Origin of the sequence: Bdellovibrio sp. KM01 (assembly GCF_013752535.1) — a bacterium.
Classification (GTDB): Bacteria; Bdellovibrionota; Bdellovibrionia; order Bdellovibrionales; family Bdellovibrionaceae; genus Bdellovibrio.
The window spans coordinates 2,615,105-2,630,337 of sequence record NZ_CP058348.1 but is presented as its reverse complement, the minus strand read 5'-3'; the positions used below and the strand labels follow the sequence as shown (position 1 = coordinate 2,630,337).

Annotated in this window: 20 protein-coding genes; 9 read left to right on the top strand and 11 right to left on the bottom strand. The window is 45.4% G+C overall.

Features of this window, described 5'->3' with window-relative positions:
- Positions 1-156: 156 nt before the first annotated feature.
- A complete protein-coding gene (locus HW988_RS12770; RefSeq protein ID WP_181604630.1) occupies positions 157-588 on the bottom strand; it encodes a Spy/CpxP family protein refolding chaperone in 432 nt (143 codons plus the stop codon).
- A gap of 250 nt (positions 589-838) precedes the next feature.
- Here HW988_RS12770 and HW988_RS12765 point away from each other — a divergent pair, with 250 nt between their 5' ends.
- On the top strand, positions 839-1,108 hold the full coding sequence (locus tag HW988_RS12765) for a KH domain-containing protein (RefSeq protein WP_246845644.1): 270 nt from the start codon (positions 839-841) through the stop codon (positions 1,106-1,108).
- Positions 1,109-1,188: 80 nt separating this feature from the next.
- On the opposite strand, the gene HW988_RS12760 is transcribed toward HW988_RS12765, so the two are convergent.
- Complete coding sequence (locus tag HW988_RS12760) at positions 1,189-1,716, bottom strand: DNA starvation/stationary phase protection protein (RefSeq protein WP_181604629.1); 528 nt, start codon at positions 1,714-1,716, stop codon at positions 1,189-1,191.
- A 271-nt stretch (positions 1,717-1,987) separates the two neighbouring features.
- Complete coding sequence (locus HW988_RS12755) at positions 1,988-2,116, bottom strand: LysR family transcriptional regulator (RefSeq protein ID WP_255490006.1); 129 nt, start codon at positions 2,114-2,116, stop codon at positions 1,988-1,990.
- A gap of 53 nt (positions 2,117-2,169) precedes the next feature.
- On the opposite strand from HW988_RS12755, the gene HW988_RS12750 reads away from it, so the two are divergent.
- Positions 2,170-2,832 (top strand): protein-L-isoaspartate O-methyltransferase, encoded by a 663-nt coding sequence (locus HW988_RS12750; protein ID WP_181604628.1) that lies wholly within the window; start codon positions 2,170-2,172, stop codon positions 2,830-2,832.
- A 1-nt stretch (position 2,833) separates the two neighbouring features.
- On the opposite strand, the gene HW988_RS12745 is transcribed toward HW988_RS12750, so the two are convergent.
- The 4 genes from HW988_RS12745 to HW988_RS12730 form a co-directional block, all read right to left on the bottom strand.
- On the bottom strand, positions 2,834-3,145 hold the full coding sequence (locus HW988_RS12745; RefSeq protein WP_255490005.1) for a transcriptional regulator: 312 nt from the start codon (positions 3,143-3,145) through the stop codon (positions 2,834-2,836).
- A gap of 3 nt (positions 3,146-3,148) precedes the next feature.
- Complete coding sequence (locus tag HW988_RS12740; protein ID WP_181604627.1) at positions 3,149-4,486, bottom strand: OmpA family protein; 1,338 nt, start codon at positions 4,484-4,486, stop codon at positions 3,149-3,151.
- A gap of 195 nt (positions 4,487-4,681) precedes the next feature.
- The gene (locus tag HW988_RS12735) at positions 4,682-5,293 is read right to left on the bottom strand and encodes a Crp/Fnr family transcriptional regulator (RefSeq protein WP_181604626.1); all 612 of its coding nucleotides are present in this window, start codon (positions 5,291-5,293) and stop codon (positions 4,682-4,684) included.
- Positions 5,294-5,295: 2 nt separating this feature from the next.
- Positions 5,296-6,315 carry a hypothetical protein gene (locus tag HW988_RS12730; RefSeq protein ID WP_181604625.1) on the bottom strand — a complete coding sequence of 340 codons (1,020 nt, stop codon included), beginning with the start codon at positions 6,313-6,315 and terminating at the stop codon, positions 5,296-5,298.
- 140 nt (positions 6,316-6,455) lie between these two features.
- Between HW988_RS12730 and HW988_RS12725 the strand changes: the two genes are divergently transcribed.
- The 3 genes from HW988_RS12725 to HW988_RS12715 all read left to right on the top strand — a co-directional run bounded on the left by HW988_RS12725 (position 6,456) and on the right by HW988_RS12715 (position 9,647).
- Complete coding sequence (locus HW988_RS12725) at positions 6,456-7,319, top strand: HNH endonuclease family protein (protein WP_181604624.1); 864 nt, start codon at positions 6,456-6,458, stop codon at positions 7,317-7,319.
- A gap of 109 nt (positions 7,320-7,428) precedes the next feature.
- Positions 7,429-8,337: an ADP-ribosylglycohydrolase family protein gene (locus tag HW988_RS12720; RefSeq protein WP_181604623.1), complete on the top strand. Its 909-nt coding sequence runs from the start codon at positions 7,429-7,431 to the stop codon at positions 8,335-8,337.
- 23 nt (positions 8,338-8,360) lie between these two features.
- On the top strand, positions 8,361-9,647 hold the full coding sequence (locus HW988_RS12715; RefSeq protein ID WP_181604622.1) for a putative Na+/H+ antiporter: 1,287 nt from the start codon (positions 8,361-8,363) through the stop codon (positions 9,645-9,647).
- Between the two features lie 180 nt (positions 9,648-9,827).
- Here the strand turns inward: HW988_RS12715 and HW988_RS12710 are convergent, their stop codons facing one another.
- The 4 genes from HW988_RS12710 to HW988_RS12695 form a co-directional block, all read right to left on the bottom strand.
- Positions 9,828-10,049, bottom strand: a complete 222-nt coding sequence (locus tag HW988_RS12710) for a hypothetical protein (protein ID WP_142700888.1) — start codon at positions 10,047-10,049, stop codon at positions 9,828-9,830.
- An 87-nt stretch (positions 10,050-10,136) separates the two neighbouring features.
- A complete protein-coding gene (locus HW988_RS12705) occupies positions 10,137-11,594 on the bottom strand; it encodes a HAMP domain-containing sensor histidine kinase (RefSeq protein ID WP_181604621.1) in 1,458 nt (485 codons plus the stop codon).
- Entirely contained in the window at positions 11,572-12,261 is a 690-nt protein-coding gene (locus tag HW988_RS12700) for a response regulator transcription factor (RefSeq protein ID WP_181604620.1), read from the bottom strand. The genes HW988_RS12705 and HW988_RS12700 overlap by 23 nt, the downstream gene beginning before the upstream one ends.
- A 48-nt stretch (positions 12,262-12,309) precedes the next feature.
- A complete protein-coding gene (locus HW988_RS12695; protein WP_181604619.1) occupies positions 12,310-12,708 on the bottom strand; it encodes a hypothetical protein in 399 nt (132 codons plus the stop codon).
- A 267-nt stretch (positions 12,709-12,975) separates the two neighbouring features.
- On the opposite strand from HW988_RS12695, the gene HW988_RS12690 reads away from it, so the two are divergent.
- The 4 genes from HW988_RS12690 to HW988_RS12675 all read left to right on the top strand — a co-directional run bounded on the left by HW988_RS12690 (position 12,976) and on the right by HW988_RS12675 (position 15,103).
- Positions 12,976-13,362, top strand: coding sequence for a response regulator (locus tag HW988_RS12690; RefSeq protein WP_181604618.1), 387 nt, complete (start codon positions 12,976-12,978; stop codon positions 13,360-13,362).
- A 138-nt stretch (positions 13,363-13,500) separates the two neighbouring features.
- Positions 13,501-14,202, top strand: a complete 702-nt coding sequence (locus tag HW988_RS12685) for an FKBP-type peptidyl-prolyl cis-trans isomerase (protein ID WP_181604617.1) — start codon at positions 13,501-13,503, stop codon at positions 14,200-14,202.
- Positions 14,203-14,207: 5 nt separating this feature from the next.
- Positions 14,208-14,798, top strand: coding sequence for a pyridoxamine 5'-phosphate oxidase (gene pdxH / locus HW988_RS12680; protein WP_181604616.1), 591 nt, complete (start codon positions 14,208-14,210; stop codon positions 14,796-14,798).
- Complete coding sequence (locus HW988_RS12675) at positions 14,795-15,103, top strand: hypothetical protein (protein ID WP_181604615.1); 309 nt, start codon at positions 14,795-14,797, stop codon at positions 15,101-15,103. Before pdxH ends, HW988_RS12675 begins: the two co-directional genes overlap by 4 nt.
- The last annotated feature ends 130 nt before the right edge of the window (positions 15,104-15,233 follow it).

Below are 15,233 nucleotides of genomic sequence, written 5' to 3'. Positions count from 1 at the left end.
TCAAAATAGATCCTTATCCTTAAGTTTCATTTTCAAACATAAATGTGGAGGGAATATGGAGCTGGACGAAAGTCTCAGGATGGGACGGACAAAGCCGTAAAGCAAAGGGCTTTCCGATAGGAGAGCCCTCGTTCAATTCATGTAATTGATGCCGACTTATTTCAAGTCTTCCATACAACGCATCGCTGGATCACGTTGTTCTGGAGTTAGGATATCGAAGAATACTTTCAGGTGGAAATCACCCATCAGTTTTCCCATAGCCGTTACCTTAGCGCCTACATTTGCTTGTGAAGCAATGGCGTCTTCACGAGTTGAAGTCGAGCTTGAGAACACTCGTTTCATATCACGGAATGCCATTTTAACGTCGCGACGTAGCGGTCTTTTCGCAGTCGTGAAATCAAGGAAAGCATTTTTCAAAGCAGTTTGTTGTTCCGCCGTTAGATCAACTTGTTTACAAGAATCAGGTGCATCGGCTTTCGCATATACGATGGAGTCAGCCATCGCCACTGTTAATTCTGCCTGATCTGCTTGAGCAATGACTGGAGTCACGAAGGCCGCGATAACAGCTAGTTGAGTAAATCTTTTCATAATTTGAATCCTCCTATGGTTGTTGGAGTCTCGATTCAAATAAAGTTCGTGGAAAAAGAAAAGTTGAACTCGTTCACTTTGTCGAATTGAATAATAGCCAACCGAGTTATCATGTATATGAACATTTCGTGGAGTATCACCGAATACTTTTCACATTTGCGGTGGGGAACAGTAGGACCAGAAAATATTCTGTTGTTGCGGACAAACGATTTTGAAGCAACAATTTCTTGTGTAGTATGTAGGAGTTTTTGTGACAGTCGAACAACAATTGAATGAAGCACGTCAACGAATCGGATCAATTATGGCGACGGTGGTGAAAGAAATGACTTCGTGTACGGATAAAGTGGAAGTCACTTTTTCCTGCGGAGAAAAAACCACGATTTATAAAGTTGATCTCCCTCAGGAATACAGAGGTAAACTGATCGGCGCGCAAGGTAAGAATATCTCATCCCTTAGAAACATTCTGGGTGCCATGGCAGGAAATCACGGATTCCGTGCGATCATCGAACTTGTTGTTTAAATTCCACCAACCAAATTAGATTGAAAAAGACAAAAGGCACCATCGCTTGGTGCCTTTTGCTTTTTTAAAAAGCAGCGCCACTAGGAGAGATGACTGCGAATCATCCAGGCTGCTTTTTCGTGGAAGGTGATCAAGTCCTCATACAGTGTCACAGCACTCGTCTCCTCTTCTTGCTCCGCTGTTTCCAGACGGGCTTTGTAGAGTTCTGCAAGAGTGGTGTGGTCGGCTGTTAAAATATCGATCATTTTTGTCGAACTGAGTTTTTCATCAGTGCACTCTTCCACATCTGCTAATTTTTTAAAGGCCTGAAAGCTTCCGGGAGCAGGGGATTTTAACGCGCGCAGAATTTCTGCGGAGCGATCCACAAACTCCGAGATGTCTTCGTATTGTTCTTCAAACAATTTATGCAAAGAGAAGAACAGCGGTCCTTCCACATTCCAGTGGAAGTTTTGGGTTTTAAGTTGCAAGAAGTATTCATCAGCCAAGGTTTTTTTCATTTCTTCAATAGTGCCAGACTGAGCTGCAGTCTGAGTGCTTTTCGCAGAAGCTTTATTGAAAGTATGCACGGTTGAGTTGGCTGTTGATTCTTTTTGAGCTGCGTATTTCATAGTGTCCTCCTAGGGCAAGTAATCAATCACAAACACAGGATAGGCCCACTTGAAGGAAATGAATAATCTTCTTTTGTTATGAAATGTATAGGCTATATCTATATGTTATAAAGCACGGATTAACTTCTGCTATTTAAGTTTTTTGTTCTTGTACGGACCTGAACTTTGCTCCCGGAAACAGTGGCCTTCGCTGAGGAATAACATTTCATTTAATGACAGATCTGATTCATCGACATGTTTTTTCTGTAACAAAGAATGTTCAGGCGAAAAGTCAGCGACGGAGGATCGGAAGAATCTGCATGTTAGGTGTAGGTTGTGTAACGTGACACTGAGAAGCAGCTTGGCTAAAACTTCCCGTGTCTCCAACCGCCAGAATGTATTCCAGTTGAGTGAGTGTCATGAATTCATCGTGCCTCTGGGGATTTTTGGCGCAAGGGAAATAAGGATTTCAAGATGGAACAATATCAGGATTTACTTCTGAAAAAATCTCTCCCGCTGTCAGAACAAGTTGTGGAGGCTTACTACCGTTATCCACGTCACTTGTTTGTGCCGGAATACACCCTTCAGGAAGCCTACGAAGATGCACCTCTGTTGCTCTACAAAAAGGGCGCCTTTGTTTCGACCATTTCGCAACCAAGTTTCGTTATGCGAATTTTGGATATGTTGCAGCTCGCACCTGGACACAAAGTTTTTGAACTGGGCGCCGGCTCAGGTTGGAACACAGCTTTGATGTCATATATCGTGGGTCCTCAGGGAAAAGTCGTGAGCTCTGAAATCATCCCGGAAGTCGCGGATCGCGCGCGTGGGATTCTGGATCAAATGCGTATTACCAATGCCAAAATATTCACGGGCGATGGTTTTGAGGGCTATGAGCCGGAAGCTCCTTATGATCGTATCATTTTTACGGCCGGTTCTTCTGAAATGCCTCACAAGATCTTTGCGCAATTAAAAGAAGACGGCTTGATGGTGTTCGTGAAAAAACAGGACAAGAAAGCCGACCTGCTTCAGCTGATAAAAAAGTCCCATGGAGAGCAGCAGATTCTAAATTCAATTCCTTGTTCCTTTGTGACCGTAAATCGCGAGTCAGAGTCCCGCCTGCAAGACGGGACCCCTTAAGTTATGGTTTTGGCAGTACATCGGGACGGGGACTTGGCTTTTTAGGCGAAAGTTCCATCGTACGTTCTTCCGTGGCTGCCTTCGGAGTTTGTTCTTCCTCCTCTGGTTCATCATAAAGATGATAGTGTGAGGCGATTTCCGCAAATCGTTCGCTGGCTTCTTCGATTCTCATACCCACCTTTCTTTCCAATAAATCCACGATGGAGTGAGTGTTTCCCCGAGTACTGTCTAGATCGTTCTCCGTCAGCTCATGCCATTTTTCCATAAGCTCTTTTTTCAAGTCCTGCCAAGCATGGCCCGGTAGATGTGTCATAAACTACTCCTGGATTTTAGGCTCAATCACAAGGTCAATACGTCTGTTTTGTGCGCGTCCCGCAGCCGTGTTGTTGTTGCTGATAGGGCGCTCTTCACCCAAGCCAACGGCGTCTACTTGACTGGAAGACGCACCATTCGCGATCAGTTGTTTTTGCACTGTTTTTGCACGGGCTTCAGAGATTCTCATGTTCGCTTCTGTCGCACCCGTAGAGTCTGTATGACCTTGTACTTCGATTTTTGCCGTCGGCACGTCATTCAAAGCTGTTTCCACTTTTTGCAGCAATGCTTTGTTTTTCGGAGTCAGGTTGGCTTTGCCGCTGGCAAAATTCAGGCCTTTAAGGCGTACCATGACTTTACCATCTTGGGTGAAGACTTCAGCTTCGTTGGGGCGAAGTTCTTTACGAAGTTTATCTGCTGTGTCCGCCAAAGCTTGCTGTCGAGCGAGTTCAGCTTCCTGTTGTTTCGCTGCTTCCAATTGTTTTTCAGCCGCTGTCAATTCGCGGGCTTGGGCTTTGGTTTCTTTATTCAGGCTGGTGATCATTTTTTGTTGTCGTTCGTTTTGCAAAACCAAAGCTTCCGAGTTACCCGCATTTACTTTGCTCATCACTTCGGCTAAATGTTCAGCTTCGCGATTTGCATCTTCGGCGATTTTCGAAATAGCAGCCGTGTTGCGTGGATCTTGGCCAATGAAGTTCAGGGACTGGTTGTATTTCGCCTGAGCTAAAGCCAAAGACTTCGGCGCTTTTTCAGCGGCTTTATCTTTTTCAGCCTCATCAATAGTCATTTTAGCGCGACCCAAGTATTGCTTGGCCACAGAATCACGTTCGATCGTACGGTAAGAAGCCACCAGGTCTGCTCCTTTTTTATCCGCCGCCGTCAAACTGCCGTTTTCCACATCTTTGGTGATGTTTTGCAGTTTGCTTTCCAGTTTCTTCCATTCTTTAGGATACATCTGAGGGGCATTGGCTTTAAGTGCGCCGGTACGGGCGTCGGTGATTTCGCCTAAAGATTTTTTAGAGATATCAGATTTGTTTTCGCCTTGTTGCAACCATGCACGAGAGTAGGCGACTTGTTCCAGAATTTTTTCAGTCGGTTTTTTCTTGGCCTGATATTCTTTGGCCTTGTTTAATGTTTTTTCCGCGTCTTTGAAGTTATCAGGAGAAAGAACATTCATTTGTTTTGCTCGAGCGTCGTTCAACATTTCTTCCGTACGGGCAATTTCCGTCGTCGGATTCGCAGTTGTAGGAATTGAAACCACATTGGGCGGAGTGCTTGCGCAGCCAATAAAGCCTGCAGCAAAAGTCGATGCCAGAATCACCTTGTTAAATCGGGACAGCATAAATCCTCCTGTCAGTTTGAGCCTTTTGAAAACTGATCTTAGGCTAAACCCTAGTTTTCAGGTGGAACAAGGAAAACGAGAATTCTTTTTTTAAGTGCTGACGATACACAATGGACCCAACACTAAGTCAGATCACATTCCTTGCGTATTAGAAATTTAGCTCACGGTGCCGTGCGAACGGATCGAGATTTAGTTTTATTCTTCGGCGGACTTGGAGAGAAGAAGTTCGCGGTTTTTTATTTGGATTGTTCTGCCAGAGGATTGGTCAATGATGCCTTCTTTTTCGAAAGTGGCTAGGGTTCTAATGACTGTCTCTGGCGTTGTTCCGGCCCATTGGGCAATTTCTTTTCGTGTCCAGTTTTGTTGAGGGAAGTTTTGTTGGAGGAACAACAAGGCGTCCGCGATTCTGGCAGCGGCGTCTTTGTCCATTTGGCCGGTCCATTTGGATTCTGCTAAACGCAGGTCGCGCGATAGGAATTCCAAGAATTGCATGGCGGCTTCGGGGTGATCGCGGAAAAGGACTAAGATTTCGTTTTTTGAGACGAAAGAAAGGACGGATTCTTCGACGGCAATCGCGGTGGCGTAATAGTTTTCTCCCGCGAATAAAGCGCGGTAGCCGACCAAGCCTTCGGGGCCGATCAGTCTTAATGTGTGAGCGGCACCACTGGCTGAGGTTGAATCGAGTTTGATCAAACCTTCGTGAACTTTGTAGAGTCCCTGAGGTTCGCCGCCGGCTTCGAATATGACTTGGCCTGCTTTGAAGCGTCGTAGGGTCTGGGCTTTATCGAGAAGTTCCTTAAGTTGCATACTTAAGAGATTACCAAATAGTTTTCAGTTGGCGAATGATTTTTACCAAGGGCCTGATCCAAAAGCACACTGTCGGTTGGATATTGAAAGTGGGGGGTGTTCAGGCGTTGGGCGGCAGCAAATTCCAGCGCGGAAAAATTCCAGGCCGCTAAAACCTGACGGTAACATTCGGCAAAGTGTTTTTCTGAAGTGACCGGCAGAGCCTGCTTCATATCAGTATTGTGCTGGCGTTTGAAGTATCCTAACAAAACAGCCTTCAAGGTCTTAAGTAAATGCAGCGGAACGGAGTTCATATCCGACATCAGATAGTGGAATTCCTTGCGAAAGACCTCGTCGACAAAAAGCATGTGTTGAATCGCAGGTAGCTTCAATACTTCAAGTAACTTCTGGCAAAAATGAACCTGAGCCTGAGCGCGTAACGGATCGTTAAAGAAGTGATCGGCATGGATTAAGTCATGCACGATAAAGCCCAAAACATCGCGGCCCTCTTCGACAAAGGAATGAATCTCGTCGGGCTTTAGCAGCATGCTCACACAACGTTGTCCTTGAGCTTGCATCAGTAACACATCGTCGGCGGTCGGCAGGTGAGTCAAAAGATTCAGGGGGTAGAGTCCTGCTTTCCAGGCACTCAAGCTTTTTTGAACTGAAAATGGAATCGAACGCCAGCTGTGGCCCGTAAAGGTCATCACAAAGTCGCCGTCGGTTTCCAGGGGGCGTAAGCTTTTTGCTGCGTTTAATTCTTCCGGTAAAGTTTGGCGCAGCGTTGAAACAATCAGGTTTCCACTTACTCCACGAGAATGATTCCGAGGGAGGGGAAGATTGTGCAAGCCTCCCAGGAAATCCGTGGGTCTGCGCAGAAAAGTGAAGGTCAATAAATAGGCGCCTACCATTTCCTCGTCGCTGATTTTTTGCGACGTCCACATTTGCACGAAAGGCGTTAAGGAGCGCACCGCTTGAGCAGAGTGATTTTCCAAAAATGTTTCGTCAAGCAAACGATGGCGGAAGCGTCCAGCGCGTAACATAATGCCTCTTTCTAGGCTGCAAGGGATCTGACAGAACTCTAACAATAATAATGTTGCTTTAGTACTTTGGTCCTTCTTTAATGGTTATATACGCCAAATAATACAAGACAAGGACGTCTTGTGAATAAGAGGGGCATGAGATGAAGAAGCTTCTAGTCGGAGCGCTTGTATCGATCTGTGCGGTGAGTGTGCATGCTAGGGAAGATCTGCTCTCTGATGTGAGTGGAAACAACCAGCAATTCAGTGAGTATTATACTGTCACGACGTTGCCTTCTTTCTCGGCTACTCCCACAAATACCTCTGTTGACCCTCTGCAAACCATCCAGGAAATATTTGACGCTGCTGCTCCATCGGTTGAGATTAAGGCCGCCGTTATTTCACTTTTGCATTTCGATCATCACAACGAAGACTTCGGAAATGTGGGACAGGCTTATAACCGCAAGCAGCATTTTGGAACGTGGATACGTCCTAGTGAAGATCACACCTGCTTGAACACTCGTGGCCTGGTTTTAGTTCGCGATTCCAAAGTTCCCGTCACTTACAATACAGCAGGTTGCACTGTTCGCAGCGGAGAATGGGACGAACCGTATACAGGTGCGACTGTTCACGATGCCGCGGATATTCAAATCGACCATTTTGTTCCTTTGAAAAATGCCTATGTCAGCGGTGCGCACAAGTGGAACTATTCCAAACGTTGTCTTTACGCGAACTTCTTAGGAAACAATTTCCATCTGGTTTCCACAGACGGTCATGAAAACATGTCTAAGAGTGATAGCACTCCTCAGGGGTACATGCCGCCAAACCAAGCTTACCGCTGTCAGTACTTGCAACAATGGTTGAAAGTAAAATTGATCTGGGATTTGGGACTGACTCCGCCAGAAAAATTGGCCGTGGAATCATTAATCCAACAAAATGGCTGTGATCTGAATATGTTTCAATACTCTGTTGGAGAGTTGCAGGCACAGCGCCAGTTTATGGCTGACAACGCAAATCTTTGCCACTAGTGTTCCGCTAAATAAGTTTTCTCTGCGTTGCTGCGTCGTCGCTGTACGCTTGTACAGCTTCCTTCTTGCGCCTTGATAAAACTTATTTATCGGCACACTAGGGGTTTTGATGTTTTATCAAGATAGAGTTTTAGGGATGTTGTGGGGCCTTCATGCGGGAGACTCTCTTGGGGCTCCTTGGGAATTTTTGCCGCCACAGCCAGCCTGGAATACCAAAACGGAAATTGTTGGAGGCGGCAAGTTTAACTGGGCTCCTGGTGAAGCAACCGATGACACCGACTTGATGTTGGGGGTTTTGCGCGCACTTCAAAACAGCCAAGAAATTTCCTTCGACATTTTAAAATCAGAAATGCTGACTTGGTTTGCCAGCAATCCACCTGACATTGGCACAACGACGATCAAAGGTTTGCAGAATCTGAAAGCCGGCAAAGCTTTGCGTGAATGTGGATTTGTGAATAACGAATTTCAAGGCAATGGTTCGATCATGCGCGTGGCGCCTCTGGCATTGCTTGCTGAAAATGCGGTGGGGGTTTACGGCAGTGAAAAAACTCACGGCCTTCATGAAATCATGATCACGCAAACTAAAATGACTCATGGTCATCAACACTGTGTGGATACGGATTTGATTTTCATTCCCACTGTGAAGGCGGCTCTGGCGGGAATATCCAAGCAAGAAGTATTCGCCATCGCCTTAACGGAAGCGGAAAAAATCAGTCCATTTGTTTATCAAAAGTTAAAAGCGATTCCTGATATTTCTTGGGAAAATCTTGCCACATCTGGTTTCTGCGTCGACACACTTTGTGCGGGGCTGTGGGCATTCATGAAGTACGACAATTTGGAAGATGCTTTGGTGTCTGTGGTAAATCGCGGGGATGATTCTGATTCCTGCGGAGCTGTGGCGGGTGTTTTGTGTGGAGCCTTCTATGGTTCGCAAGCCATTCCTGCTCGTTGGTTGGAAAAGTTGGAATTCAAAAATGAAATCCAGCAACTCGTGAGCAGTTTTTTTAGACACGTATAGCATTCTGTGAGTAGAATCTACTCATGACGTACACAACACTTGAGCTTATTGGTACCGCATTTTTTGCCCTTGCAGTTATTCACACATTCCTTGTCGGGAAAATTCTGCACTGGTCTCATCATTTTCCGAAAGACTCCCTTATGCGTGGAGTATTGCATCTTTTGGGTGAAATCGAAGTCGTATTTGCGATCTGGGCCAGTCTTTTCATGGCGGTTTACATTGCCCTGGAAGGTTGGACTCCCGCTATCACATATCAGAACTCTTTGGATTTTACGGAGCCGTTCTTTATCTTTGCGATCATGGTGGTGTGTTCAACTCGCCCGGTATTGACTGTGGCTCGCCAGACGATTTTGGCCATCAGTTCGGGAGTTCAGCGTGTTTTTAAAACTCCAGCTGTATCAACGGATCTTGCCGTTGTTTTGATTTTAGGTCCGTTGACTGGAAGCTTTATTACGGAGCCAGCAGCGATGACTGTGACAGCATTCATGCTAAATGCAATGCTGCAAAAAGAATCGAATAAATTGATCTATGCCTTGATTGCGGTTTTATTCGTCAATGTTTCTATTGGGGGAGCACTCACACCTTTCGCAGCTCCACCTATTTTGATGGTTGCATCCAAATGGGGATGGGATTTTTCTTTCGTCGCCACACATTTCGGTTGGAAGTCGGCCATCGCCGTCATCATCAATTCGATCGGTCTGGTTTTGATTTTCCGCAAAGAATTCAAAGAAGGATGCATCACTTTGAAAGAGGTTGAGACACGTCTGGCGCATTCTCATGCAACTATTCCTTGGCAAGTGATCGTGATTCATCTTTTGTTTCTTGCTGGAATCGTCATCACCGGACATCATCGCAATGCCTTCCTGGGAATTTTCCTGTTATTCCTTGGGGTAGCCTCTGTGACGATTCGTTATCAAGATTCTTTACGATTAAAAGAAAGTCTGTTGGTCTCTTTATTTCTGGGTGGGATCATACAGTTTGGTTCCTTCCAAAAATGGTGGCTCGCACCTTTGTTGAGTAAAATGAATGATGCTGTTTTATTTAAAGGAGCGGCACTGTTAACAGCGATTACTGACAACGCAGCTTTGACGTACTTGGGGTCTCAAGTCGATCTTTCTGATTCCAGTAAATATGCCTTGGTGGCAGGAGCTTTGGCGGGCGGGGGATTAACAATTATCGCGAACGCTCCGAATGCTGCAGGCTATTCGGTGTTAAGTCATAAATTTCCGGGCGGAATTAAGCCGTTGAATTTGTTGGTTGCAGCACTTGCGCCAACAGCCGTGGCAATTTTTTGCCTATGGGTTCTGTAAAAAAAAAGGGGGAACCCGAAGGAAAAAGGTACGGACTTACTTTCTCCCGAAAAATCAGGAACTACATCAAGTAAACCTGTGTCTTTGGGAGAAAGTAAGTCCGTACCTTTTTTTGGCATAAAAAAAGGGAACCCGAGGGTTCCCTTTTAACTAAGAGCAAAAAAGCTCGAAGTACTCAAACTAGTGAGCAGCTTCTTCTTTTTTTACTTCTTCTTTAGCAGCTTTTTTGCCGTGTTTTTTAGCAGCTTTTTTGTCAGCTTTAGCTTCAGTTTTAGCAGCTGGAGCAGCTTCAGTTGTAGTTGCAGCAGCAGGAGCTGTAGTAGCAGCAGCTGGAGCAGCTTCGTTAGCTTGAGCAACAACACCAGCGAATACAACAGACAATACTAGAGATACCAATTTCATAAAACCTCCAAGTGGTTCTTAATGTTTTCCTTAATCGGAAACATGATCAGCGTAGCAAAGGGAGTTAAAACCATGATTAAAAACAGATTAAATGTTTTTAATTTCGAAAGAAAATATCGCGCCGTTTCTCTCGTTATTGCCAGCACTGAGCTTAGCTTCGTGAAGATTCGCGATCTTTTGTGCAATAGCTAGACCTAAGCCGAATCCTTTGACGCGATTTTCAACGGCCGCTCCCCGAGAAAAGCGTTCGAAGATGAAAGGTAATTTGTCATCAGGAATTCCTGGACCATTATCTTGGACAAAGAGTTGGCTGACATCATCTTTCCAAACTAGCGTGATAGTAACCACTTCGTTGTTCGGAGAGTATTTGATCGCATTTTCAATGATATTAAAAACTAAATTTTCCAGCAGATCTTTATCGCCACGCACGGATTTGCGATCGGCTTTTGATTCATTGTTGATGTTGAATTTAAGTTTGATGCCTTTGGAGTTTGCCAGTTTTTCGCAGCGAGTGAGGGCTTCAAAGACCAATTCTTCCAGTGAAATTTCTTGCAGACTCAGCGCACCCAAACCCGCATCCGCACGAGCCAAAAGCAACATTTCTTGAACGATGTTGGCAAGGTTATCGACCTCCTGCAAAGCGCTGCGGGTGTATTGATCCACGTCAATTTGCTTTTCCGACTTTAAAAGTTCAATTTCCTGGCGCATGATCGTTAGAGGTGTCAGAAGCTGATGGGATGCGTCGGCAACGAACCGTTCCTGGGATTGAAATGCCTGCTCGATGCGATCAAGCATTTCATTTAATGTTAAAGCGAGCTTTTTAATTTCATCATTCGCAGCCGGAATCGGAACACGACTGGAAAGTTCGCTGGCTTTGATTTTTTTAGCGATGTCGATCATGTGATTCACTGGCGCCAACGCGCGGGCCGACAAGAACAAACCACCCAAAGTCGCAAACAACAGGACGATGGGAATACCAACTTCTAAAAGAGTCAGCCGTTTGCTGATCTGCGTTTCAAGCAAGGTCATCGGAACGGCGATTTGCAGTAACAGTTGCGGTTTTGCGACGTTATCCAACGGAAAAGAAATAAGACGATAAGAATCGGCTTCGGCGGAAGGGATGTTGTGAATGTGTTCAATCGTACGATAGGTTGCCTCTTCACCAGCCCAAATGCGTTCAAAATCTTTTTTATAAGGAGGATTAAACTCGCCGAAATTTCCCACGCGGGCAAGAACTGCTCCCGAGCTGTGACGAACTTGAATCAACGCCGTGCCCAAGGGGAAGGGCAGGATTTTACCGTGATCCAAGCGCAAAGGAGGAAAGTTCAAGTCACCCTTAACCCCAATTTCCACACCTTCTGAAACGTCGACGGAATAGTTGAAAAGAGCATCGTCGAAATCCTGCTGCAGATTATCGATCGACATTTTAAAGATAAACATATTGAAAAGGATTGTCGTGGCTCCAAAGAACACCACGAAAATCAATGAAAGGCGCACCCGCAGACTTAAATTTGCAAAAAACTTACGGAGACTCTTTAAGAACATAGCCAGTCCCTACCACGGTGTGAATGAGTCTTTTGTTGAAGGGAGCATCGACTTTTTTACGCAAAAGATTGATATACACGTCGATTACGTTGGATTCGGAATCAAAGTGAATATCCCAGACATGCTCCGCTATCGAGACACGGCCCAAAGGACGTTCGGGATTGCGCATGAAGTATTCCAGCAGCGCAAACTCTTTCGTGGTCAGGGAAATTTCCTGGCCGGATCTGCGCACTTTACGTTGCAAAAGATCCAACTCCAGGTCGGCATATTTTAAAATATTAGTGATGGCAGTTCCACCATTCGCGGAGCCTTTGCGACGAAGCAAGGCGCGAACGCGGGCATGAAGTTCATCAAAGGAGTAGGGTTTGGTCAGATAGTCATCGGCGCCAGCATCCAGGCCGTTTACTTTGTCTTTTGTTGTCGAAAGAGCGGTGACCATCAGAATGGGACCCGCGTATCCGTCGCGACGAAGATGTCTGGCAGTATCGATACCGTTTTGATCGGGCAGCATGACATCCAAAATCACCAAGTCATAATCGCCTTGAGCCATGTAGGACTCCGCCGACGTTCCGCTTTCCGCGATGTCGACAGCATATCCAACTTCGTTCAATCCCTTTTTCAGGAAGTTAGCCATTTTAACTTGATCTTCAACGACAAGAATTCGCATGACAGAAAAAGTCTCACTTGTCCTCTGGGATGGCAAGTATGGGTAATGCTAGATGTCAGGAATCTCGCCGGGATCGTACGGGCTCTTCTTTTTATAGCCGGAACCGGAACTGGAAGCGCCTTTTTCCACACTCAGAATTCTTTTCTCTGAGTCCGCTGTTACCGCCACTGGGGGGCCACCTGGTTTTTCAGAATCCTGCAAGGTCTTTAACACCGTTGCGTAACCCGAAATTTTGCGTGGTAAAGTGTAAGCTCCGCGTGCTTCATCGGAATCAAAGAATACTTCCACTTCGTCTGAAATATCCCGCACCACACGCACTTTCGCCGAGAAGGATTTGGGCTTTTCCTCAGAGGGTTCCGCTTCATAGATATTGGTGTTGGGTTTCTTGATTTTGGACTGCGCATACGATGGATTCACTAAACTGAACAGTAAAAGCAGGCTGAGCATAATATGAGTTCCTTTAGTCTTATTGTGCAGGAATTTGTCCTTTTGAGGCAATCAGACACGATGAATATCTCAGGTTGGGACGGGTGCTTGACAGACCCTCTTTGAAATCTGCTCAGGGGAGTCAAATATCTGTATTTTCCCGAGTTTTTTCGAAGTTAAGAATCATAAATAGTAAGAAACGCTTGCTGATTTATGCAACGCAGAGCACACTTTTGTAGTGGGTCGCGTAAGGCCATAATTTCATTGGAAAGTCGGAGTGTAGATTAGATGGTTCATGTGTTGTTCGTAGATGACGAACCAGCACTCCTGGATTTGTTTAAACAGGAGATGTCGCAGAATAACTCTGCGCTGAACTTCAATTTTCATCTCGCAGCAAATGCCCAAGAATGTATCAAGCAGCTACAAGGTTTCGGCAACTCGCCGGTGCTGTTGGTGATCTCTAAAGTCACAGCTCCCGACATGGACGAGCTTGCATTACTCAAAGTCGTTCAAAAAAAGTTTCCCCGCGTAAAAATCTATATCTGTACCGAGATGAGTGCACCGTATTCCCGCAAAGGGAACGAAGATCAGGGATCACTGCGTTTCATCGCTAAGCCCGTAAATTTCAAAACCCTGTACGGCGCAATATCTGAAGACTTCCTAAATCCCCTCTAATAGCGCGCTTGGTGTGCTGCCAAACTTACATCGTTGAAAGAACGCGCGTGTCAGCACGCATCATCTGTTTGAAATTCCCATAAATCAGCGCAAGATATGTGGTCTGTGAAAATTAACAACCTTGAATGGGGAGATAGAATGAATAAGTTAGTACTTGGAGGCCTTGTTGTTGCACTTGCTGCATCTACTGCCTGCACTAGAAAAGTAAAGTTGGACACTGATATCAAAAAAGCGTCATACGCTATTGGTCAACAAATCGGTGGCAACTTGAAACAACAAAACATCGATTTCGATTCTGACGCTTTGGCGCAGGCTTTGAAAGATGCTTCTGCTGGCAAAAACGAAATGACTAAAGAAGACATGCAAGCAGCGATGATGAAACTTCAAGAAATGGCGATGAAAAAACAGCAGGAAGCTGCTGAAACAAACGCTAAAGCTGGTAAAGACTACCTTGAGAAAAACAAATCTGCAGCTGGTGTAAAAACAACGGCTTCTGGTCTTCAATACATCATCGAAAAAGAAGGCACTGGCGCTCAACCTAAAAAAGAAGACGTAGTAAAAGTACACTACAAAGGTACTTTGACGAACGGTGAGCAATTCGACTCTTCATACGACCGTGGTCAACCAGCTGAATTCCCAGTTGGTGGCGTTATCCCAGGTTGGACAGAAGCTCTTCAATTGATGAAAGTTGGCTCTAAAGCTAAACTTTTCATCCCACCAGAACTTGCTTACGGTCCTTCAGGCCGCCCAGGTATCCCACCAAATTCAGTTCTAGTTTTCGAAGTTGAATTGATGGATATCGTTAAAGCTGAAAAACCAGCTGCAAAAGCTAAAAAATAGTAACGATGTTTGATCTAACTATTGACCCTTATCTTCATTTCGATCGCCTTCTTAAAGAGGCGATCGAAAAACAAATCCCAGAGGCAAATGCAATGTCAGTTGCGACTGTGGATGATAGGGGCATTCCCTCTGTGAGAATTGTCTATATGAAAGACAGAACTCCAGAGGGTTTTGTTTTTTTTGGGAACTACCATAGCCACAAGGGCCTCGATATCGAGGACAACCCGAATGTGTGCTTGAATTTCTATTGGCCAGCAATCTGGCAACAAGTGCGCGTGACGGGAATGGCTGTAAAAGTGAATCCCGAAGAAAGCGATGCGTACTGGAAAACCCGCGCTCGCTTAAGTCAAATCGGTGCTTGGGCGTCCAATCAAAGCGAAGAAATCCCAGATTACAATCATCTTGCCCGTCGCGTGCAAGAGTATGAAAAACAGTTTGAGGGTCAACCGGTGCCTCGTCCACCTCATTGGGGCGGGTGGTTGGTGGTTCCAACTGAAATCGAATTCTGGTTCGGCCACAATGGACGTCTGCATGAACGATTTGTATATCAACGAACTGAAGAAGGCACGTGGAAGACCTTCATGCGCTCTCCATGAGTGACTTAAATAATACCAAAGAATCCGTAGCCAATCACATCTTACCCACCTCGGCGAATCTGCTGGGGATCTGTTTTCTTATTTTTTCCATGGCGCATTTTATGGATAAAACAGAAGCAACGATCCTGGATGAGTGCACGGCCGTGACGATTGTGATTTTCTTGATTTCGAGTGTTTGTTCCTATGCGAGTCTGCGATCAGGAAAATATCGCGCACTGGAAAAAATCGCAGACCTTGCCTTTATGGCAGGACTTCTGATCCTGGCAGGGGTGGCTGTATTTATCGCGATTAAAGTCGTGGTTTAGCTGCACAAATTATTACTCCCGATTAACCTTTGTTTATCTCAGTGTCTCAGTTCGAGATCCCAACTGGACTCCACCCCCGATATTTGGAAAAGTCATTCTTTCGCTCTGTGAAATGGCATAAAATATCTGC